The sequence below is a fragment of the Brevibacterium permense genome (assembly GCF_013280495.1).
Taxonomy (GTDB): Bacteria; Actinomycetota; Actinomycetes; order Actinomycetales; family Brevibacteriaceae; genus Brevibacterium; species Brevibacterium permense.
Genome location: NZ_JABSSX010000004.1, coordinates 337641 through 358920, shown reverse-complemented (window position 1 = coordinate 358920; position 21280 = coordinate 337641). Strand labels below are relative to the sequence as shown.

Annotated in this window: 21 protein-coding genes and 1 pseudogene; 14 read left to right on the top strand and 8 right to left on the bottom strand. The window is 65.9% G+C overall.

Features of this window, described 5'->3' with window-relative positions; all coding sequences use genetic code 11:
* Position 1: 1 nt before the first annotated feature.
* Positions 2-130 (bottom strand): annotated as a pseudogene (locus tag HK353_RS17595) (helix-turn-helix domain-containing protein); the annotation flags it as partial.
* A gap of 43 nt (positions 131-173) precedes the next feature.
* Here HK353_RS17595 and HK353_RS17590 point away from each other — a divergent pair.
* The 3 genes from HK353_RS17590 to HK353_RS08645 all read left to right on the top strand — a co-directional run bounded on the left by HK353_RS17590 (position 174) and on the right by HK353_RS08645 (position 2420).
* Positions 174-260 (top strand): hypothetical protein, encoded by an 87-nt coding sequence (locus HK353_RS17590; protein ID WP_425350543.1) that lies wholly within the window; start codon positions 174-176, stop codon positions 258-260.
* 167 nt (positions 261-427) lie between these two features.
* A complete protein-coding gene (locus HK353_RS08650) occupies positions 428-1735 on the top strand; it encodes a sodium:proton exchanger (RefSeq protein WP_173155200.1) in 1308 nt (435 codons plus the stop codon).
* Positions 1736-1745: 10 nt separating this feature from the next.
* Entirely contained in the window at positions 1746-2420 is a 675-nt protein-coding gene (locus HK353_RS08645) for a metal-dependent transcriptional regulator (RefSeq protein ID WP_173155198.1), read from the top strand.
* A gap of 268 nt (positions 2421-2688) precedes the next feature.
* Here the strand turns inward: HK353_RS08645 and HK353_RS08640 are convergent, their stop codons facing one another.
* Positions 2689-4062: an aldehyde dehydrogenase family protein gene (locus tag HK353_RS08640; RefSeq protein ID WP_173155196.1), complete on the bottom strand. Its 1374-nt coding sequence runs from the start codon at positions 4060-4062 to the stop codon at positions 2689-2691.
* 110 nt (positions 4063-4172) lie between these two features.
* Here HK353_RS08640 and HK353_RS08635 point away from each other — a divergent pair, with 110 nt between their 5' ends.
* Positions 4173-4541 (top strand): VOC family protein, encoded by a 369-nt coding sequence (locus HK353_RS08635; protein WP_342589860.1) that lies wholly within the window; start codon positions 4173-4175, stop codon positions 4539-4541.
* A 17-nt stretch (positions 4542-4558) separates the two neighbouring features.
* On the opposite strand, the gene HK353_RS08630 is transcribed toward HK353_RS08635, so the two are convergent.
* Positions 4559-5941: an MFS transporter gene (locus tag HK353_RS08630; RefSeq protein WP_173155194.1), complete on the bottom strand. Its 1383-nt coding sequence runs from the start codon at positions 5939-5941 to the stop codon at positions 4559-4561.
* A 76-nt stretch (positions 5942-6017) separates the two neighbouring features.
* Here HK353_RS08630 and HK353_RS08625 point away from each other — a divergent pair, with 76 nt between their 5' ends.
* Positions 6018-6512, top strand: a complete 495-nt coding sequence (locus tag HK353_RS08625; protein WP_173155192.1) for a winged helix-turn-helix transcriptional regulator — start codon at positions 6018-6020, stop codon at positions 6510-6512.
* A 12-nt stretch (positions 6513-6524) separates the two neighbouring features.
* Here HK353_RS08625 and HK353_RS08620 read toward each other — a convergent pair whose 3' ends face one another.
* Positions 6525-6695: a hypothetical protein gene (locus HK353_RS08620; protein WP_173155190.1), complete on the bottom strand. Its 171-nt coding sequence runs from the start codon at positions 6693-6695 to the stop codon at positions 6525-6527.
* A complete protein-coding gene (locus HK353_RS08615) occupies positions 6692-7171 on the bottom strand; it encodes a DUF488 family protein, N3 subclade (protein WP_173155188.1) in 480 nt (159 codons plus the stop codon). The genes HK353_RS08620 and HK353_RS08615 overlap by 4 nt, the downstream gene beginning before the upstream one ends.
* A 472-nt stretch (positions 7172-7643) precedes the next feature.
* Here HK353_RS08615 and HK353_RS08610 point away from each other — a divergent pair, with 472 nt between their 5' ends.
* Entirely contained in the window at positions 7644-8249 is a 606-nt protein-coding gene (locus HK353_RS08610; protein WP_245395870.1) for a hypothetical protein, read from the top strand.
* A 186-nt stretch (positions 8250-8435) separates the two neighbouring features.
* Here the strand turns inward: HK353_RS08610 and HK353_RS08605 are convergent, their stop codons facing one another.
* On the bottom strand, positions 8436-11762 hold the full coding sequence (locus HK353_RS08605; protein WP_342589859.1) for a S41 family peptidase: 3327 nt from the start codon (positions 11760-11762) through the stop codon (positions 8436-8438).
* Positions 11763-11849: 87 nt separating this feature from the next.
* Here HK353_RS08605 and argS point away from each other — a divergent pair, with 87 nt between their 5' ends.
* Both argS and HK353_RS08595 read left to right on the top strand, forming a co-directional pair.
* Positions 11850-13589 carry an arginine--tRNA ligase gene (gene argS / locus HK353_RS08600; protein WP_173155184.1) on the top strand — a complete coding sequence of 580 codons (1740 nt, stop codon included), beginning with the start codon at positions 11850-11852 and terminating at the stop codon, positions 13587-13589.
* A 29-nt stretch (positions 13590-13618) separates the two neighbouring features.
* The gene (locus tag HK353_RS08595) at positions 13619-14875 is read left to right on the top strand and encodes an MFS transporter (protein WP_173155182.1); all 1257 of its coding nucleotides are present in this window, start codon (positions 13619-13621) and stop codon (positions 14873-14875) included.
* A 149-nt stretch (positions 14876-15024) separates the two neighbouring features.
* On the opposite strand, the gene HK353_RS08590 is transcribed toward HK353_RS08595, so the two are convergent.
* The gene (locus HK353_RS08590) at positions 15025-15765 is read right to left on the bottom strand and encodes a hypothetical protein (protein WP_245395869.1); all 741 of its coding nucleotides are present in this window, start codon (positions 15763-15765) and stop codon (positions 15025-15027) included.
* A gap of 175 nt (positions 15766-15940) precedes the next feature.
* Here HK353_RS08590 and HK353_RS08585 point away from each other — a divergent pair, with 175 nt between their 5' ends.
* Positions 15941-16483 (top strand): peptidylprolyl isomerase, encoded by a 543-nt coding sequence (locus HK353_RS08585; protein WP_173155180.1) that lies wholly within the window; start codon positions 15941-15943, stop codon positions 16481-16483.
* Between the two features lie 38 nt (positions 16484-16521).
* Positions 16522-17223, top strand: a complete 702-nt coding sequence (locus HK353_RS08580; RefSeq protein ID WP_173155178.1) for a rhomboid family intramembrane serine protease — start codon at positions 16522-16524, stop codon at positions 17221-17223.
* A 432-nt stretch (positions 17224-17655) separates the two neighbouring features.
* Here HK353_RS08580 and HK353_RS17040 read toward each other — a convergent pair whose 3' ends face one another.
* A complete protein-coding gene (locus tag HK353_RS17040) occupies positions 17656-18309 on the bottom strand; it encodes a cell division protein CrgA (RefSeq protein ID WP_173155176.1) in 654 nt (217 codons plus the stop codon).
* Between the two features lie 264 nt (positions 18310-18573).
* Between HK353_RS17040 and HK353_RS08570 the strand changes: the two genes are divergently transcribed.
* From HK353_RS08570 to HK353_RS08555, 4 genes are all read left to right on the top strand, one after another.
* On the top strand, positions 18574-19737 hold the full coding sequence (locus tag HK353_RS08570) for a class E sortase (protein ID WP_342589858.1): 1164 nt from the start codon (positions 18574-18576) through the stop codon (positions 19735-19737).
* Between the two features lies 1 nt (position 19738).
* Complete coding sequence (locus HK353_RS08565) at positions 19739-19906, top strand: hypothetical protein (protein ID WP_167443994.1); 168 nt, start codon at positions 19739-19741, stop codon at positions 19904-19906.
* Positions 19907-19920: 14 nt separating this feature from the next.
* Positions 19921-20565 (top strand): anthranilate synthase component II, encoded by a 645-nt coding sequence (locus HK353_RS08560; protein ID WP_173155174.1) that lies wholly within the window; start codon positions 19921-19923, stop codon positions 20563-20565.
* 159 nt (positions 20566-20724) lie between these two features.
* Entirely contained in the window at positions 20725-21237 is a 513-nt protein-coding gene (locus HK353_RS08555) for a GyrI-like domain-containing protein (RefSeq protein ID WP_173155172.1), read from the top strand.
* Positions 21238-21280 lie beyond the last annotated feature (43 nt).

The window sequence follows — 21280 nt, the reverse complement described above, 5'->3', positions numbered from 1 at the left end:
ATCAGGCGGTCAGACTGCTGATGGTGCGGCGGTAGGCGTCGGGGGTGATGCCGGTGGCTGTGCGGAAGACGCGGATGAGGTGGGATTGGTCGGTGTAGCCGAGGTCGGCAGCGATCACGGCCAGTTCCTCGGTCGGTCGCGTCGCGAGGGCGACTTCTTGCCGTGTCGCACTCGTGCCGCTCGGCTCCGACGAGTACCAGACGCTCGCCGCCGACCCCACGGTGAAGCAGCTCAAAGCCATGCGCTCCAAATGCGCCTGAGCCGAGGCTCCGCACCTTCACCCGGTGATCTCCGGCACATACACCTGAGACTCACGCCGCCGGAACCCCGGAATTCCGCGGCCACAGAGCCCTGCCCAAATTGTTGGAGGCGTCTAAGTCTCAGTTGTGCGTAGACACACCCGATTCGCGGGCGGAAGTCTGGAGTCATGCCCGCCGCAATCCTTCGCCGTTTCGCGATCTGCCTGCTCATCGCCGCACCCGCCGTGGTGCTGCGCATCACCGGCATCGAACTCGCACCGGTTCTCGGACTCCTCGCCTTCGGTGCCGCCATCGTCGCGGCCGCATTCCTCCTCGCCTGGGCCGCCGAGGCGGCGCAGAAGGACATCTCGGGTGCCCTGGCGATCGCCCTGCTGGCCCTCATCGCGGTCCTCCCCGAATACGCCGTGGACCTCTACTACGCGTTCCGGTCCGGCTCGGATCCGGACTATCTGCACTTCGCGGCGGCGAATATGACCGGATCGAACCGACTGCTGCTCGGCTTCGGCTGGCCGCTCGTCGTCATCATCGCCCTCCTCGTCGCCCGTCGCATCGCGAAGCGCACGAAATCACCCGTCCAGACCTCCCTGCGCCTGGATTCGGGCAGCCGGATGGACATCGGATTCCTCGTCATCCTCGGTGTCATCGCCTTCGCCATCCCCCTGCTCGGCAGCATCCCCATCTGGTTCGGCGTCGCACTCGTCCTCATCTTCGTCGCCTACCTGTGGCGTGCCGGCCAGGCCACCGGCGATGACGAGGAGGAGTTCGTCGGCGCCGCCGCCCTCATCGTCGCCATGCCCAAGAAGGCCCGCCGGATCACGGTGGTCACGATGTTCGTCGTCTCCGCCGCGATCATCCTGGCCTCGGCCGAACCCTTCGCCGAGGCGCTAGTGGATTCGGGTTCGGCCCTGGGCATCGACAGCTACTTCCTCGTCCAGTGGCTGGCGCCGTTGGCCTCGGAGGCTCCGGAGTTCATCATCGCCGCGATGTTCGCTCTGCGCGGCATGGGCGGGGCCGCCATCGGCACGCTCATCGCTTCGAAGGTCAACCAGTGGAGCCTGCTCGTCGGATCCCTGCCGATCGCCCACCTCGCCGGTGGAGGCGGCCCCGGGCTGCCCCTGGATGGGCGGCAGATCGAGGAGTTCACGCTAACGGCTACGCAGACCATCCTCGGCGTGGCGATCATCCTTGCTCTGCGCTTCCACTGGGCACCCGCGCTGGGACTGGCCGCGCTCTTCGGGCTGCAGTTCTTCGTCACGGACACGTCCGGTCGCTACATCCTCTCCGCGGTCCAGGCGATCCTGGCGATCGTCTTCCTCTTCCTTCATCGCAAGGACATCCTGCCGACGCTCGCCGCCCCGTTCCGTCGGCCGCAGGCCGATCCCGATGAGGTGGAACCCGCCGAGGCGGCCGAACCGCAGCGCGAATCGATCGTCGGCATTGCGGATGAGACGGACCCGGCTAAGGCCCGCGCGTAGAATGAGCATCATGCCGCGCCCCGCTGTCACCCGCATGGTCGAGGACTACGTCACCCTCATCTGGAAGGCCTACGAATGGCCTGGCGGTCGCCCCGCCACCACGGAGATGGCCGAACAGCTGGGAGTGACCGCCTCAACGGTTTCGGCGAACCTGAAGAAGCTCGCCCGCGACGGCTACATCGACTACGAACCCTACGGGCAGATCGTGCTCACCGACGCCGGCCGGCAGGTCGCCGTCGCGATCGTCAGACGCCACCGCATCGTCGAGTCCTACCTCGTCGAGGCCCTCGGGCTGAGCTGGGATCAGGTCCATGACGAGGCGGATCGGCTCGAACATGCCGTCTCCGATCTCGTGCTCGCACGGATGAACGCCGCGTTGGGAAATCCGCAGCGAGACCCGCACGGTGATCCGATCCCCGATGCCGACGGGCATACAGCCGATTTCCCGAGCCGGCAGCTGCAGGAGACCGCCCCGGGCGTCGAGGTCGAGGTCGTGCGCGTCTCCGACCGGTCGCCTGAACTGCTGCGTTACCTCACCGATCGTGGAATCGTCATCGGCACGAAGCTGCAGGTGAGATCGATCAGCTCGGCCGCCTCGGCCATCGCGGTCAGCGTCGGCGACGAGAGCATCGAACTCGCCCTCAACGCCGCCGACGCGATCCGCGTCGGACCCGCTCTCGGCTGAGGCAGACAGAGCCGCTCTCGCCGAAGCTCGGGAAACGCCGGAACTCGCGCCTCTGGACTCGGCGCTCTATGCCGAGTCGGTCGTCTGAAGTTACATCCTGAGTTGACTCGTTCTGACCTCAAAGGCAGAACCGACCCAACCGAAAAGGCCCGATCGACAGCGGAAGTTCGCTGTCGATCGGGCCTTTTCGGTCGCCTCGGCGATGGTGATCCTGCGCTAGGGCACAGGACTCAGCCGATCAGATCAACCTGAGACCAGGTGCGACTGATCAGACGTGGACGCGGATGAGGTGTTCGTTGGTGAACGCCTGGAACGCCCACTGAGCGTTCTCGCGGCCATAGCCGGAGCGGTTGATGCCGCCGAAGGGGTACTCCGGTCCGGACTCCATGTGGCTGTTGATCAGGGTCATGCCGGCGTTGATCTTCTTGCCGAACTCCTGACCCTTCTCGAGGTCATCGGTCCACACCGAGGACATGAGGCCGTATTCGGTGTCATTTGCCAGGCGCAGAGCATCCTCTTCGTCCTTGGCGCGGTAGATCATCACGGCCGGTCCGAAGAGCTCGTTGCAGCCCAGGTCCGACTTCGGGTCGATGTCGGTGAGCACGGCCGGGGACATGAACCAGCCGGGACGGTCGAGCTTTTTGCCCCCGGTGTGCAGGGTCGCGCCATCGGCAACACCCTTCTCGATCGCCTCGATGATCTCTTCGAGGGCGCCTTCGGAGGACACGGGTCCCATGCCGGCCTCGGGGTCGTCGAAGTCCGAAACCTTCGTAGCCTCGGCGGCCTTGACAGCCTCCGCCACGAACTCGTCGTAGAGGTCATCGACGACGATCATGCGCTTCGGCGAGGTGCAGACCTGGCCGGCGTTCGCCAGACGAATCCCGACGAGCTTCTGCGCGAGCGAGGCGACGTCCTTCGAGTCGAGGACGACGGCCGGGTCGTTTCCGCCGAGCTCGAGGACCGCGCGCTTGTAGTACTTCGCGGCGATCGCGGCCACCGACGCACCGGCACCCTCGGAACCGGTGAGCGAGAAGCCCTTGACGCGGAAGTCCTTGAGGACCTCCTCGGCGTGGGAGGAATCGAGGTAGATGTTCTGGTACACGCCCCTCGGCAGTCCCGCCTCGATGAGGAGGTCCTCGAAGTACTGCGAGGACTTCGGGCAGATCGACGCCTGCTTCATGATGATCGTGTTGCCGACCATGAGGTTGGGCAGCACGAAGCGGGCGATCTGGTTGTACGGGAAGTTCCACGGCATGATGCCCAGCAGCACGCCCAGCGGCTGGTGCTCGACATAGCTTTTGGCCGCACCGGCGGCGGCCAGGTGGGTCGTGGACAGGTGGGTGGCGGCGTTGTCGGCCATCCAGCGGGCGGTGCGGGCGACCTTGTCGACCTCGCCGAGACCCTGCTTCTTGATCTTGCCCATCTCACGGCCGATGATGTCGGTCATCTCATCGGCATTCTCATCGACGAGATCGGCGAACTTGCGCAGGATCGCCCCGCGCTCATGCAGTGGCGTCTCCTTCCACGCCAGATGTGCCTCGTGGGCACGATCGATGTAGGCGGGAATCTCCTCTTTGGGAACCGAGGCGAACTCTTCCTCGACCTCGCCGGTGTTGGCATTGGTGACAGCGAACTTGCTCATGGAACGTCCTTTCACGGATTGACGATCTGTGCCCTGTAACAAACTACAGTCTCCCGACATTCCGCGACACTTGAGTCCATCCCTGGGACTACCATTCATCTATAGAGAGAGTGAACGGAATCGGCGGATACTTCCTGCGGGCGGCCGATCCCGAGGCGATGACGGCCTGGTACCGCGACGTCCTCGGCGTCGACTTCGGTGATCACGGATTGTGGCAGCAGCCGGCCGGACCGACCGTGATGGCGATGTTCGGAGCCGACACCGACTACTTCGGGACGCGACCGGGGGGCCAGGACCGGCAGCAGACGATGCTGAACTTCCGTGTCGTCGACCTCGACGCGATGATCGCGCAGCTCCGCGTTGCCGACGCCGAGGTGGACGACGAGACCCAGCAGATGGACGGAATCGGACGCTTCGGTTGGGTCACCGATCCCGAAGGGAATCGGATCGAGCTGTGGGAACCGGAGGAACGGGACTGAACCTCGGTTGAGCTGGGCTACGCGGCCGCCTCGGCGGTGGCGGGTTCCCTGGGATCACCGATCAGACGGCGCTTGACCGCGAACGACAGGACCGCGGCGATGACGCACATGGCCGCCCCGCCCCACCAGGCGTAGGTGTACTCACCGAAGGCGTCACGGACGGCGCCGGCGGCGAAGGCAGCGGCGGCGGCCCCGATCTGATGGGCGGCGAAGACCCAGCCGAAGACGATGGTGCCGTTGTCGCCGAAGATCTCCCGGCACAGTGCGGCCGTCGGTGGGACCGTCGCGACCCAGTCGAGGCCGTAGACGACGATGAAGAGGATCATGCTCGGGTGGACCGTGTCCGAGAGCAGCCAGGGCAGAAGCAGCAGGCCGACCCCGCGGAAGGTGTAGTACGCGACGAGGAGGATCCGGGGATCGAATCTGTCGGTCAGCCAGCCGGAGAAGACGGTGCCCACGATGTCGAAGATCCCGACGACCGCGAGCAGGCCGGCCGCCGTCGATGCCGGCATTCCATGGTCGTGGGCCGAGGGGATGAAGTGGATGCCGATGAGTCCGTTCGTCGTCGCGCCGCAGATCGCGAAGGCAATGGCCAGAGCCCAGAACGAGCGATGACGGGCGGCGAAGAAGAGACCTGTGAAGGCGCGTCGGGCGGCGCCGGTGCCGCGGCGTTCGGCGGACGTGGTCGGGCCGGACTCCGCCGTGGTCGGGGTGTCGACCTCAGGTTCGGTCGCGTCGTCGAGGTCGGTCGGGCGATCCGTGCTCGCATCAGGCGCACCGTAGGGCAGGACGCCCAGGTCCGAGGGATGATCACGGAGGAAGAACCAGACCAGCGGCACGGCGGCCATCGCCGCGATGCCGATGAGCAGGGATGCCGGCTTCCATCCGGTGGATTCGGCGATCGTGGCGACCGGCGGCAGGAAGATCAGCTGACCGGTGGCCGATCCGGCAGTGAGGATGCCCATGACCAGCCCGCGACGGGCGAGGAACCAGCGGTCGGCGACGGTGGCGGCGAAGACGAGGGCCATCGAACCGGTGCCCAGCCCGATGAGCACTCCCCAGAAGATGAGCAGCTGCCACGATGCGGTCATGAGCACGCTGCCTCCGGCGCCGAGGGCGACGAGAGCCAGAGCCGCGGCCACGACCTGGCGGATGCCGAAGCGATCCATGAGTGCCGCGGCGAAGGGGGCGGTGAGCCCGTAGAGCAGCAGGTTCACGCTCACGGCCAGGGACATGCTGCTCATCGACCACCCGAAGTCCGCATGGAGCGGGACCATGAGCGCTCCGGGAGCAGCCCGGAATCCGGCGGCGGCGAGCAGGGCGATGAAGGCGACGGCAGCGACCCACCAGGCGGGGTGGATGCGGCGGTGCCTCCGCTGCGCGGGTGGAGTGGTCGACATCGATCCCTCGGGCTTTCTTCAAGGAAGTTACACTGGAGGAAGTATAGGCAGACTTCGTCGAAGAAAGGTAGTCGATATGGCTTTGCGTTCGGATTGGTCGCAGGAGTTCTGCCCGGTGAAGCGGTCCCTCGACGTGCTCGGCGATCCGTGGGTGCTGCTCATCGTCCGCGACGTCCTCCATGGTCGGGGGCGTTTCGATCAGCTGCGTGAGAATCTCGGAATCTCCGAAGCCGTGCTCAGCCGGCGGTTGACCGGGATGATCGAGGCCGGGCTGCTGACGAAGGTCGACTACGCCGATGGGGCCCGGATCCGGCAGGGCTATGCGGCCACCGAGGCCGCCGCCGATCTGCTGCCGATCCTGCAGCAGCTGTCGCTGTGGGCAGAGAAGCACACCGCACTGCCTGCCGGTGGAGGCCATATGGCACTCATCCACGACGCCTGCGGGCAGGAGACGACTCAGGGCGAGGTGTGCAGCGCCTGCGGTCAAGTGTTGTTGCCGGAGGACATGTCCTGGGACAAACCGTGGAAGCACGCGCGCGAACGGCTGCAGCCGGCCGGGACTCTGAGCTGAGTTTCGCCGGGACTAGCAGGCCGCTGGCGGCCATGGTCGGTGCTTGATCGCGATCTGGAAGACCCGGGCATTGGGCCCCCCGGCGATGGAGAAACCGCCGGCGCCCAGGGTGTAGCCGCATTCGGAGCAGCCGCCGGCGAGGACATCAGTCCAGTCGCAGGTGTCAGGGCTGATCTCGCTCATTCGCCGCCCTTTTTGGAGCTCGACTTCTTGCTTCCGGACTTGGTGGTCCCGGTCGTCTTCCTTCCGGATTTCTTTCCACTCGTCTTCTTACCGTCATTGAGGATCTCGGCGAGCACGGTGGCCTGACTGATGTCGTCGCGCTTGGCCGCGGTGAGCAGGGTGAGAGTCCCCTTCTGTGCGAGCTCCCGCAGCTCATCGAGGGCCTGCGCGGCATCATCGTTCTTCAGTTCCTCGCGGAAGCGGCGAGCGAACTCGTCGAACTTCTCCGGGTCGTGGGAGTACCACTTGCGCAGCTCGGTCGAGGGCGCGATGTCCTTGACCCATTCGTCGAGCTGGGCCTTGTCTTTGCTCACCCCGCGCGGCCAGACCCGATCGACCAGAACTCGGGTCCCATCGGACGTCTGCGCTTCGTCGTAGATGCGGCGGACCCGGACCTCGTGTGCGCTGCTCTTGGCTGAGCTCTTCTTCTCGGACATCCGCTGACGCTCCTTTCGGTCGCTTCCCTTCGAGTCTACGACGCGAATACAGCGGCAGTGCTCTCTTCCTCTGCCGCTCTTGTCGACAGCTGTTCCTGACGACAGCTGCACTTGACGGCTGTCGGTGTGAACACCGCGGCCGATGGCGCCCGCTGAAGCGTAGGCGTCCGAGACGTAGGTCGCCTTGGTGTCACTGCGCAGGTCACTTCCACGACGTAGAGGATGTCGACGAAATCCGTGGGTGCGGCATGCTGAGTCGGGCTGGTGGATGTTGGCATCGTTGCCTCCTCGAACGAAGAATGATTCTAGGTTCACGCCTGGTGAACATCAGGTTATGACCGCGGTCAAGAATCGCGTTGCCGGAAGATTCTTGTGAGTTCGCCGAGTTTCGTCAGTCCGCATCGGAGCGTCGGTGCACCGGTGGAAGAATGTTGCCCGCAAGGGTGCCGATGACGACGAGAGACGGACGACGATGACCACGGTAGAACCTGGGCCGAACAGCTCGATGTCACCGAGGGGCAGGCAGACAGCCGCCGGTGCTGAGATCGGGGCGCTCATCGGCGCCGGCTTCGGACTGCTGTTCCTCGTCCTCAACACCGTCCAGTTCTCGATCCTGGGGCGCACACTCGTCATCGCGGTCGGCGTCATCGTGTTCGTCGGCATCGCGGTCCTCGCGGTTCGCGGACTGCTGCGGAGACGTGGTGGTGGCGGCCGCCTCGGCGAATCTGGGGAACGCGGTCGTCGGGAACGGACGTCCTGGCGCGCTTACTGGATCATCGTGCTCATCGAGGCGGTCCTGTTGTTCGCCGGAACCCGCCTGTTGGCGAGCCTCGGCCATCCGGAGCTCGGAGTGGCGTGGGTGGCCGTTGTCGTCGGCACTCATTTCTTCGCGCTCGGCTGGGTGTTCGGGCTCGACCGCTTCCATGTGCTCGCCACCGTCGTCACACTCTGCGGAATCGGCGGGTTCATTGCCTTCTTCGCGGCGGCTCCGGCGTTCATCCCCGTCATCAGCGGCGTCATCTCAGGCTTCGTGCTGCTCGCCTTCGCCATGTGGGCCCTCATCCCGACCGAGCGGTAGAGCCCGGCACGCATCGAGTTTCGTTCGGTTCGTCATCGGGTTCTGATACGGTCATCGAGTTTTCTCTCGATGACTGGATCAAAAGTCGATGACTCCCCACGAGGTGGCCGGGCCGGAGGCCCCTCACGTCGCTTCGCGTGCGCTCGTGGCCACTCGGCGGGCGCCCGGCAGGTGGCGGGGCGTGGGTCAGTCCTCGGCGGGGGCTTCGGGGGCCCCGGCTCCGTTCTTCTTCAGCGGCTGTACGCGCGGGGGCGGGAACTCCGGCGCCTGAGCGGCGGGCCGGGCCTCCAGCCCCGCGAACACCTCGGCGATGGCACGGTCGAGCTGTGGATCGTCGGCGGCGAAGAGCTGACCGGGATCGTGCTCGACCTCGATATCGGGCTCGACGCCGTAGTTCTCCACACTCCAGCCCTTGCCCTCGATCCAGAAGGCATAGCGCGGCTGCGTCACTCCGGTGCCGTCGACGAGATCGTAGCGACCGTCGATGCCGACGACTCCGCCCCACGTGCGCACGCCGACGACCGGGCCGATGCCCTTGGCCTGCACGCGCGCGTTGATGATGTCGCCGTCGGAGCCGGAGAACTCATTGGCCACGAAGACCACAGGCCCGCGCGGAGCATCCTCGGGGTCCCGGTCCATCTGGTCATAGTTGCGAGCCGCACCCCACGCGACCACTTGGTCGGCGAAGCGTTCGGCCACCAGAGCACTCGTGTGACCGCCTCGGTTGAATCGCACATCGGCGATGACGCCTTCACAGGCCGTGGCCTGTCGCAGATCCCGGTGCAGCTGTGCCCAGCCGTACGAGGTCATGTCCGGCACATGGACGTAGCCGATGCGGCCGCCGGACTTCTCGGCCACATACTCCCGGCGGGAGCGCACCCAATCCTGATAGCGCAGCTTCTCCTCGGTGGGCAGCGGAATGACGGCGACCGTGCGGTCCTTGCGACCGCGGCGCAGAGTCAGCTCGACGATCGTGTCCGCGGCCCCCTGCAGATGAGTGGCGGGACCGGCCGCCTCGTCGACGGGCTGACCGTTGACAGCCACGATGATATCGCCGACGGCAGCTCCGACTCCGGCCTGGCGCAGCGGCGACCTTGCCTCCGGTTCACTGCTCTCACCGGGAAGGATGCGAGAGATCGTCCAACCCTCAGCGCTCCGCTCAAGATCCGCACCGAGGAATCCGAGCTTCTTCGACCCATCGCCGAGCCCAGACGGCGGACTGACATAGGCATGCGAGGTGTTGAGCTCGCCCACGGTCTCCCACAGCACGTCGACGAGATCGTCATGGGTCAGGGCCTTAGCAGCCACGGCACGCCAGCGCAGCGTCACCGACTCCCAATCGACCCCGTTCATGTCCTCGCGCCAATAGTGGTCTCGCATGATCCGGGAGTTCTCCTCGAACATCTGCAGCCATTCGGCCCGACGGTCGAGCTCGAATCGCAGACGCGAGATGTCGACGGGGACGAACTCGTCATCGTCGGCCTCGACCTTCCGGTTCGCCGGAACCACGCTGATCGCATCGTCGCTGCGCACGACGAGCAGTTTGCCGTCTCCGGAGATCTCATACTCGTCGGCCTTGTCGACGACGGTGGTGACCTTCCGCTTGGCGAAATCGAAGTACTGGATGACCTCGGCGGGTTTGTCACCGGCATCTCCGGCCCGCCCGGTGCCGAGCTCACCGGCTTCGACGTCGCCGGTGCGCAGCCAGACGGGTCCTCCCTCGGCGGATTCGAGATCGCGGAAGACCCCCGAGGCGACCGGGAACGGCACGATGCGCTCCTCGGCTCCCTCGAGTTCGACCTCGACGGTGGCGGCCGGTTTGTCCCCGCGACCGCGCTCGGACTTCGCCTCCTCGGTGACCTCGCTGATCGCCCATCCGCCGGCGCTCGGTCCGAAGGGCGCAGGTTCATCGGCGGCCAGGGGCAGCAGCCACGGTCGGGTGACGCCGTTGAACGACAGATCGAAGGAATGCTGGTTGTACGAAGGATCGAAGGTGCGATCGGAGAGGAAGGCGACGAACTTCCCGTCCCGGGTGAACGTCGGCGAGAAATCATTGAACTTGCCGGTCGTCAGCGGCTGGGCCTGACGATCCGATTTCACCTCGGCGATCATCAGCTGCGCGAGCAGCTCCTCACCCTGCGTCGGCTGGGACCACACGAGGTACTTCCCATCGGGTGAGAACCGAGGATCGCGCGCCTCGCCGTGTCCCGAATGCCCGACCAGACGCGTCCGACCATTGCCCACCTCGACGGTCCGGATCGATCCGTCGTGGGAGATCGTGGCGAGCATCTTCCCCGCCGGATCCGCCTTCAGGTGCAGGACCCGTCCCAGGGCTCCAACCCCGATTCGCCGAGGCGGCTTGTCCCCAGTCACGGACGCGACCTCGATCGCGTCCTCCCCTTCGACGTCGGTGATGTACGCGGCAAACCCGGTGTCCCCGAGGACGAGGGGCTCGCGGGTGCGGATCGACGAATCCGCGCACAGCGCCCGGGCCGGGCCCTCGCGGTGGGCGAGCCAGAACGTCTTGCCCCGCCATTCCACCACCGAGGCATTGCCTTCTCTGTCGGGGCTGATGTGGTTGAGCCCGGTCTTCGGATCGAGGCTCAGCGGCTGCACCTGGGTGCCCGGCAGAGTCACTGCGAGGGTGCGGACCTCGGCGTCGAGGCTGTCGAGGATCTTGATCTCCCCACGGGAGTGCCAGACGATGCGGGTGCCGTCGGTCGTGGCGTCACGGACATAGCCGGTGGCCTCGGTCTGGTGCGTGAGCTGCCGTGGTTCGACCGAGTCATCACCCGAAATCGCCGAGGTGGCCAGTCCGTCGATGATCCACAGGTTCGCCTGCTCATCGGCATGGTGAGGGAAGGTCGCGGCCCGGTCCGAGGTGAACACGAGCGAATCGCCGACCCACAGCGGGTCGGTCAGAGAGGCCTCGTCCTCGCGCAGCAGCCGCTGCCACCGGGCTCCGGTTCCATCTCCGATGCCGGCAGCGTTCGTGGTGCCGGCCCGATCGAGCCACAGCCTCGGCGCAGTGCCTCCCCGGTAGCGCTTCCAGTGCGCGGGCGGACGGGAGAACGGCGTCGACAGAGCGGTCACTCCCGTGTGGTGCCGGGCCAGACCCGAGGCACGACCGAACGACAGCCGATCGACCTCACCGTCGAGGCTCACGGACTTCACGACATGGTTGCGGACCTCGAACTCCCCGGCATTCGCACCGACGAGGAGATGGGCGGCATCGGCCCACCCGAGCATCGTCATCGCGCTCGACCCCAACCAGGTGAGCCGACGCAGGGCTCCGGTGGCCACCTCGGCGACCATGAGCTCCGCCTGTCCGGTGCGGAAGGATACGAACGCGACGTGCGCTGCATCGGGGGAGATCCTCGGTGACCGGACGGGCGCATGATCGGAGGTCAGCCGCCAGGCGCGGCCGCCGGAGGAGGGAACGAGCCAGACATCGTCGTCGGCGGTGAAGGTGATGAGATCGGACTGGATATGGGGATAGCGAAGATAAGTCACGTGACCCACATTACAAGCTCGACTGTGCGGCGACCGCGGGCCGGAACCGATGCCCAGGCAACTTGCACGCGGCAATAGAATGGGCACATGCCATCTCTGACTTCTGTGCTCACGGACCGTTTCGCCGCCGCCCTCACCCAGGCCTTCGGTGAGGACTTCGCCGGACGTGACCCCGTCATCCGCAGCAGCCAGTTCGCAGACTTCCAGGCCAATGTGGCTCTGCCGCTGGCCAAGGAGCTGAAGTCGAAGCCGCGCGACATCGCCGCACAGATCGTCGAGAACCTCGACCTCGAGGGTGTGTGCGAGACCCCGGAGATCTCCGGACCCGGGTTCATCAACCTCACCTTCACCCCCGACTTCCTCGCCTCCACCCTCGAGGCTGGGGATGCCGCAGCGGCACCGGCAAACGATGCCCCGCAGAAGATCGCCATCGACTACTCGGCCCCGAACGTGGCCAAGGAGATGCACGTCGGGCACCTGCGCACCACCGTCGTCGGCGACGCCCTGGCCCGCACCCACGAATTCGTCGGCAACACGGTCATCCGCCAGAACCACATCGGCGACTGGGGAACCCCCTTCGGCATGCTCATCGAGCACCTCCTCGATGTGGGAGTCGACTCCGACGAGGCCTCCGAAGTGTCCGAGAACCCGAACGCCTTCTACCAGGCGGCTCGGGCGAAGTTCGACTCAGATGAAGCCTTCGCCACCCGCTCCCGGTCCCGCGTCGTCAAACTCCAGAGCGGCGACGAAGAGACCCTGGGCCTGTGGACGACGCTCGTCGGCTACTCCCGCGAGTACTTCAACCGCATCTACTCCCTCCTCGACGTCACCCTCACCGACGCCGATCTTGCCGGAGAGTCCACCTACAATGACATGCTCGCCGAGGTCTGCGACGAGCTCGAGGCGAAGGGCCTGGCCACGATCTCCGATGGAGCGCTGTGCGTGTTCCCCGAAGGCTTCACCGGTCGTGAGGGCGAACCCCTGCCGCTCATCATCCGCAAGTCCGATGGCGGCTACGGCTACGCCACGACCGACCTCGCGGCCGTCCGCAACCGGGCGATCAACCTCGGTGTCAACCGGGCGCTCTACGTCGTCGGCACCCCGCAGGCCATGCACTTCGAGATGGTCTTCACCGTCGCCCGCGCGGCCGGCTGGCTGCCGGAGACCTTCAGCGCCGAGCACGTGAAGATCGGCAATGTGCTCGGATCCGACGGCAAGATCCTGCGCACCCGTTCGGGTGCCCCGCTGCGCCTGGCCGAACTCCTCGAAGAGGCCGTGACCCGAGCGAAGACGACCCTGGCAGAATCACACGTGGACTTCGGTCCCGAGGAGGCCGACGAGGTCGCGCGCATCGTCGGCATCGGTGCGGTCAAGTACGCCGACCTCTCCGTCGCCCACGACACCTCGTACACCTTCGACCTCGACCGGATGCTCGCCCCCATCGGCAACACCGCCCCGTACCTCCAGTACGCCGGTGCCCGGATCCGTTCGATCGGACGCAAAGCTGAGGCCGAAGGCGTCGATGCCTCCCAGGTCGCGAACGCGGCGATCAGCCTCGGCGAGACGGCCGAACGTGAGCTGGCCCTGTCGATCCTCGGCTTCGCCGATGTGGTCGCCGAGGTGGCCGCCGGGTCGACGCCCCACCGCCTGTGCACCTACCTGTTCGATCTCGCCCAGGCATTCACCTCGTTCTACGAGCAGTGCCCGGTGCTCATCGCCAAGACCGAAGAGCTGCGCGACTCCCGTCTGCGGCTCTCGGCGATCGTGCTCGAGGTCCTCCAGGCCGGTCTAGGGGTGCTCGGCATCCGCGTTCCCGAGCGGATGTGAGTTCGCCTCAGCGGCCTTCTGCCAAGAGGATGCTGCCCTGGATCGTTCTGGGCATCGTCATCCTCGCCCTCAACCTGCGCACCCCGATCATCGCGCCGACGGCGATCCTGCCCGACATCCAGGAGGGCACGGGATTCAGCGCCGCCGGACTCGGTCTCCTCACTGGTCTGCCGGTTCTGCTGTTTGCGCTGGCCACGCCGCTGGCGGGGAAGTTCATCACCCGCCTCGGGGCCGAAGCCACGGTTCTCGCCTGTCTGTCCGGTGTCCTGCTGGGCACAGTTCTGCGGTCGGTCGGTCCGTCCTGGCTCGTGCTCGTGGGCACCGGAATCATCGGCCTCGCGATCACCCTGGGCAATATCGTCGTCCCCGTCATCATCCGCCGCGAGGTCCCGTGGGAACAGGTGTCGATGGTCACCGGCCTGTACTCGGCGATGATGAACGTCGGGTCGATGGCCACCCTCATCGGCACCGGCCCGCTGGCCGCAGCCTTCGGCTGGCGCTGGGCGCTGGCCGCATGGGGTGTTCTCGCCCTCGCTGGGCTCGGTTTCTGGATGGTGCTCATCCGCGTGCGCGTGCGCCGCGAGGGGGAGGCTGCCCGCGCTGCCGCCGCGGAGGCCGTCGATTCGACTGACCCTTCACTCGCCGAGGCGGCCGCCCCCGCTGCGAAGCAGTCGTGGGCCGAAGCTCCCGCCTCCTTCCGAGTGATCATCGCCCTGCTCATCATCACGTTCTCCGGGCAGTCGACTGCTTACTACGTGACGACGACCTGGCTGCCGAGCTACCTCGGCGACACCATCGGGCTCGCCCCCACTGCCGCCGGAGGCACGGCGTCTCTGTTCCAGATCGCGGCGATCCCCGGCGCCTTCGGAGTGCCGCTGCTGGCAGTGAAGACGAAGCCGTGGGTGCCCGTGGCGATCGTCGCAGTCCTCTGGCTGTCCCTGCCCGTGGGCCTGCTGGCAGCCCCCGGTTCGTACTGGCTGTGGGCGACCACCGGCGGCATCGCCCAGGGCGGCGGGTTCACCGCGATCTTCTCGATCATCGCCCGCACCGCCGGCAGCGACGCCCAGACCGCGTCAGCATCGGCACGCGTCCAATTCGGCGGCTACCTCGCAGCGACCTTGGCCCCGCCGTTCGCCGGTTGGCTCCACACCGCGACCGGCGGGTGGACGGCACCGCTGCTGCTCATCCTCACCGCTACCCTCGTGTTCACGATCACCGGACTCGTGGCCGCCCGCCGAGCTGGAGGCTTCCCCCGCGGCGGGCGCGAGGTCCTCGACCCCGAATAGGCTCTTGCTACCTGACGGCGGCCCAGCAACCTCGCGCCAGGTTGCTGGGCCGCCGTCAGGTAGCAAGAAGGAGTCGACACGCACATAAACACCGAGGCGGCCCACCACGATGGTGGGCCGCCTCGGTGACGATGATTCGCCTGAGTGACTCAGTGCTTGGCGTCGGAGCCCTCAGCCGACTGCGAAGCCGGCTTCGGAGCGGGGACCTCGTCCGCGGCCTCAGCCTTGGTCGAGGGCACAGCAGTCTGCGAGACCTCGGTGGCCGCGGCCTGGCGCGAAGCTGGGGTGGAACCGACCGGACGGGCATCGGCGGGACGGTTGTTCGGCAGCGGGGTCGACCAGGGATCTTCGACCGGCTGGGCCTTCTTCCACACGTAGTAGCCGATTCCGGCGGCCGAACCGATGACGAGGGTCCACACAAGTGCGGCCTTTCCGCCACCGGACTTGCGAGCGGTGTCCTTCTCGATGCGCTTGCCAGCGTTGGCGAGAGCCTTGCGGGCCTTCTTCATGGCCTTCTTGTCGCCGGTGAGGCGGACAGCCAGGTCATCGATGAGCTTCGGGGTCTCGGCAGCGGACAGCGAAGTCGCGGCGTTCGATGCGAACTTGCCGGCGCGTTCGGTGGCTTCTGGTCGGTAGGCCTCGAGCCTGTCGGCCCAGTCGTGGACTCGATCATTGGCCTTGTCGGCGAGAGCTTCGACCTGCGGACGCGCCTTCTCAGCGAACTCTTCGGCCTTGCCGGCAAGCGCCTCGACCTGGGGGCGAGCCCTGTCTGCGGCCTCACGCAGCTTCGGGGCCGCGTTCTCGCTGGCATCTGCCAGGACTCGGAGCGACGTCTGCTTCGCGGAATCGAGCTTCGAAGTGAGCTGATCTCGAGTGGGCTTCTTCGACATAAACAGTTCCCAATCCTTAGATGTCGGTGGTCAGGTGATCACTGACCAGTCTACGGCCTAGGGGCAACCCTGTGGACAGCGGATGTCATCGAATTGTCTGCGGATCGCCTGACAGGTTGGGCAATGGACCTGATGCGAAACTGCATTCGCCGCCTCGGCGTGGAAGAATGAAGCCATGACTACAGCTTCGACACATACCGCAGTCCTGCACACCAACCACGGTGACATCACCATCAACCTCTTCGGCAATCATGCTCCGAAGACCGTGGCCAACTTCGTCGAACTCGCCCAGGGGGAGCGTGAGTTCACCGATCCCTCGACCGGCGAGCCGACCAAGCGCCCCTTCTACGACGGCCTCGGCTTCCACCGCATCATCTCGAACTTCATGATCCAGGGCGGCTGCCCGCTGGGCACAGGCACCGGCGGACCCGGCTACACCTTCGATGATGAGATCCACCCCGAACTGCAGTTCGACCGCAAGTACCTGCTGGCCATGGCCAACGCCGGCAAGCAGATGGGACGCGGCACCAACGGCTCGCAGTTCTTCATCACCACCGCCGAGACCCCTTGGCTCAACGGCAAGCACACCATCTTCGGTGAGGTTGCCGACGAAGCCTCGCAGCGGGTCGTCGACGAGATCGAGGGTGTGCGCACCGCGGCGATGGACAAGCCGGTCGAGCCGGTCGTCATCGAGAAGGTCGACGTCACCGCGAAGTGAGTCACGGTCCTTGAAGGACCACTGAGTACCATGGTGTGATGGACACACCTGAAGAGGGCTCGGCACGGGAAACCGGCCGGGCCCTCTCTGCAGCCCCGCCGCTGATCACCCGCACTCTCCTCATCGTCACCATCGTGGCGTTCCTCGCGGAGCTCATTCCCGGCCTCGACCTGCTGCGCCGACTGAGCTTCGTTCCCGCACTCACGCTCGAACAGCCGTGGCGGGCGCTCACGGTCGCCCTCGTCCACGAAGAGCCCTCCCCGTTCCATCTGCTGGCGAACATGATCGGACTGTTCTTCTTCGGATCCTTCGTTGAAAGGGCGTTAGGGCACTCGAAATTCCTAGCCGTCTACATCATCGGGACCGCTGGTGGTTCGGCCATGGTGCTCCTGCTGGCCGACCCCTTCAGCGTCGATTGGGTGACGAACCACATCGGTGCCTCGGGTGCGGTGTTTGCGCTCGTCGGTGTTCTCCTGGCCCCGACCCGTCACCTCGACCGGAATATCACCGGGGTGCTCGTCTTCGTCGCGCTCAACTTCGGCTATGGATTCCTCGTCGCGGGGGTGTCGTGGGAGTCCCACCTCGGCGGTCTGATCACCGGATTCGTACTCGGGTGTGCGGGGCTGCTCGGGCCGCAGCGCCCACGGACGCTTGTGTTCACGTCGACCTCGGTCGGTCTGGTGGTGCTCATGGCGGCCGGCGGAGCGTGGAAGTTGGCCGGCCTCTCAGCTCTGCCCTGAGCTTGGAGCTCGGAGCTCGAAGCTCGGCTGAGGCCCTGGACTCAGTCGCAGAGTGCGACGTTTTCGTCGGCTGGGCGAAGTCGCACAGGTGCTATCAGACTGTTACCAGACAAAAGCCGTTTTGTGTGCACTCTGCAGTGGAAAATTCTCTGTCCACAAGCTCTATCCACAAGGTGGATAACTTACACCCGTGTGTTTAGACTGGTCAGAGGCCTAAAATAAGTTTTCCACAAGTGACGCACCCGGCTTGGGTATAACTCGGCGCTTGTGGATTGTTGATGCCGTGGCGCGGCTGTCGGAGCGAGTGGAGCGCCGCTGCTGGTGCGAACGTGGACCGGTGAATGCAGATTGTCTGGTCGTTCCGCGGTGATTCCGAGCTCGGAATCACCGCGGAACGACCAGACAATCGTCAGCGTGTGCGGCCGGGGTCGGCTACCGCCAGCGTGTGGACATGATCAGACCCGCCACGAAGAAGGCGAAGCCGATGAGGATGTTCCAGTTGCCCCACGCTTCGACGGGGAAAGCACCCTGGGTGATGTAGAAGGTGACGAGCCAGATCAGGCCGATGAGCAGCAGGCCGATGAGGACCGGCAGGAACCAGCTCGGGTTCGGCTTGATGGTCTGCTGGCCCGAGGTCGAGGTGTAGCTCGCGGTCTTGCGACCCTGCGGGCGCTTGGCGGGATTGCCCGAACGGGACGTGCGCTTGGCGGCCGCACCTTTCGAGCCGGTTGTCTTGGAGGCCGATGATTTGGAATCAGAGGCCTTCGAGTCGGAGGTCTTCGACGACTTCTCGTCCCTCGACGCCTTGGTCTTCTTCCCGGCGGCCGCGGTCGCTGAGTCCTTCGCGGAAGCCTTCTCGGAGTCCTCTGCGTCCTCATCCGCGGAATCGTCCTTCAGATCATCCGCAGCAGACTCCGTCGCGTCCGACTCGGTGTCAGCAGCCTCGGCGACATCGGTGTCGAGCGATTCGGTCTCGAGCTCCTCGATCTCGGTCGCTTCGACCGCTTCTGCGGATTCGGCCTGCTTCGCCTTGGCCGCCGACGAAGTGCGAGAAGTGCGCTGGGGGCGTCCTTTGGACTTGGCCACAAGTACTCCTTTGTCGGCCGACCGTCGTTGGGGTCGCCGAATGAATGGTTGGGGACGATCGCAGACCAGTCTACTCGGGGCGGGGGTCACAGTGAAAAACTCCGACTACCCTGAAAGCGCCCCGAGCGCGCCCCGAACGATGATTCCCATACGATAAAGTGCATAGGGGTGTCCCCGCCTGTCTTCTTCGACGGCCCCCGACAATGCAGTGACAGTCACGGAGCAGAAGTGGTGAATAGTTCCTCCTCGGGTAACGAGCCGGGCGTGAATCCGCCCTCGCGACCCACTATCCGTCCTGCTCAGAGACGGCAGGCTCCATCTGACTACGGTGACCAACAGCTGGGTCACTCCGCCGGTCCGCCTGCGGACGGTTCCCGTGCTTCCGGCGATCAGCCGCTGCCCAGCCGACGCGAGCTGCGACGCAGGGAAGCCGAAGCCGCTGCGGCCCAGGGCGAACCGACCGCCGTCTACTCCGACGCCCCGCCCGTCTACGACCAGCCCCAGCCGACCCACGTGCAGGCCACACAGGCCATGCCCGCGGCGCCGCAGGGTCACGGTGGATCGCAGACGCACGGCCGCCTCGGCGAGGATCAACCCCAACCGCAGGCCGTACCGCAACCGCAGGCCGCACCCCAACCTCATGGCCGGCCTCAGACCCGCCGCCAGCGCCGACGTCAGCCCGTGGAGAAGGAACCGCTGGGCCCGATCCGCGGGACCGTGCGCACCTTCGGCGAACTGTGCATCACGGCCGGTCTCGTCCTCATCCTCTTCGTCGTCTGGCAGCTGTGGTGGACGGACATCCAGGCCAACCGCGACAACGAAGTGCTCGCCGACGAACTCACCCAAGACTGGGCGAACCAGGATCCGAACGAGCTGCCTGACGACCCGGACGAACCCGTGGTCTCCGATCCCGTGGGCAAGAACGAGGCCTTCGGGATCTTCTACATCCCGCGCTTCGGCGACGACTACTACCGCACCGTCGCCGAGGGCGTCGACCTCGAACCCGTGCTCAACCGGATGGGCGTGGGCCGCTACCCGAACTCGGCGATGCCGGGCGAAGTCGGGAACTTCTCCATCGCCGGCCACCGCGTGACCTACGGCAAGCCGCTCAACCAGATCGCGAACCTGCGCCCAGGCGATGAGATCATCGTCCAGACGAAGGACGGCTTCTACACCTACACCTTCCGCAACTTCGACATCATCCTCCCCGATGCCGTCGAAGTGCTCTCGCCCGTGCCCGACGCCCCCGACTTCAAGGGCAAGGACCGGATCCTGACGATGACGGCCTGCAACCCGATGTTCTCCGCCCGGGAACGCTACGTCGCCTACGCCGAACTCACGGACTGGACGCCGGCCAGTGACGGAGCACCGGACAATATCAAGGACTCGAAGGCCTATGACAAGGTCAGCAAGAACGGCGGTGCCTGATATGTACGCATTCATCTGGCGGATCCTCCCGGGCAACTGGGTGGTCAAGCTCATCCTCGCCCTCATCCTCATCGCGGCTGTCGTGTTGCTGCTCATGCAGTACGTCTTCCCCGTGATCGCCCCGTACATGCCCTTCAACAACGCCACAGTGACCGAAGGCGGACAATGACGCAACGGAGAGCAATGACAAAGATCCTCGTCATCGACAACTACGACAGCTTCGTCTACACGCTCGTGTCCTATCTGCGCGAGCTCGGAGCGGACGTCGACGTCGTCCGCAATGACGACATCCCCGCCTCTGCGATCGCGGAGACCGTGAGCGCCTACGACGGCGTGCTCCTGTCCCCGGGGCCCGGCGTGCCCGCAGAATCCGGGGTCTGCCCGCCCCTGCTGTCCTGGGCGGAGACGGCCGGCATGCCCGTGTTCGGCGTCTGCCTGGGCCATCAGGCACTCGGCGAGGTGTTCGGCGCCGAGGTCACCCATTCTCCCGTGCTCATGCACGGCAAGACCTCGGTCATCACCCACGACGGCGAAGGCATCTTCTTCGGCTGCCCGAGCCCGCTGACCGTCACCCGCTACCATTCGCTGGCGATCGTCGACGAGACCCTCGACCTCGAGAAGTTCGCCGTCACCGCCCGCACCGACGACGGCATCGTCATGGCCATCGAACACCGGGAGAAGCCCCTGTTCGGCGTCCAGTTCCACCCCGAGTCCGTGCTCACAGAACACGGATACCTCATGCTCGGCAACTGGCTCGAGGTGTGCGGTCTCGAAGGTGCCGCCCAGGCGGCGGCGGGCATGTCGCCGCTGGCGACCGCGATCGCCTGAGAATTCCCGCCGATCCCTGTTCTCAGGGTTCTCGCCGAGGCGGCCCATCGTTATGATCGTGAGCACAGTGATCCCTGTGCTCAGATGATCCGAACCCGCGCCGGGATCCGTGCATGGCCTCAGGAGCCGTGCACTGCCGACGAACAGGAGACACCGACGATGTCAGAACCGACCTATCTGCGCGACGAACCGTTCACCGAACTGACCGTCATCGAGGTCCCGGCCACCCCGGCGGCTGTCGTCGAGGCGCGCGAAGTGCACATGTCAGACCTGCCGGAACTCTTCGACGCCACGTTCTCCGGACTCTTCCCGGTGCTCTCCGAGGCGGGACTCGAACCCGCGGGACCGGCCTTCGCCCTCTACACTCGACAGCCGAGCGAAACGGTGGATCTGCAGGTCGGGATCCCCACGTCGGCGGGGCTGACGAATGCGCAGCCGATCGCCGGCGGCCATATCGTCATCCCCGCGGAGCTGCCCGGCGGCTCCATGGCCGTGCGCAGCCACCTCGGCGGATACGACGGGCTCGGAGAGTCCTGGGCGCAGCTGCTCAAGGACGCGATGGCGGCCGGGCATCGACCGGGACTGCCGTTCATCGAACTCTATGTCACCGAACCCAGCCCCGAGGCGGATCCCGCCGACATTCGCACCGACCTGTTCCTCACCCTGGAATGAGGACCAGCGTCACCGACGCCCACAGACTCTCTTCGGAGACGAC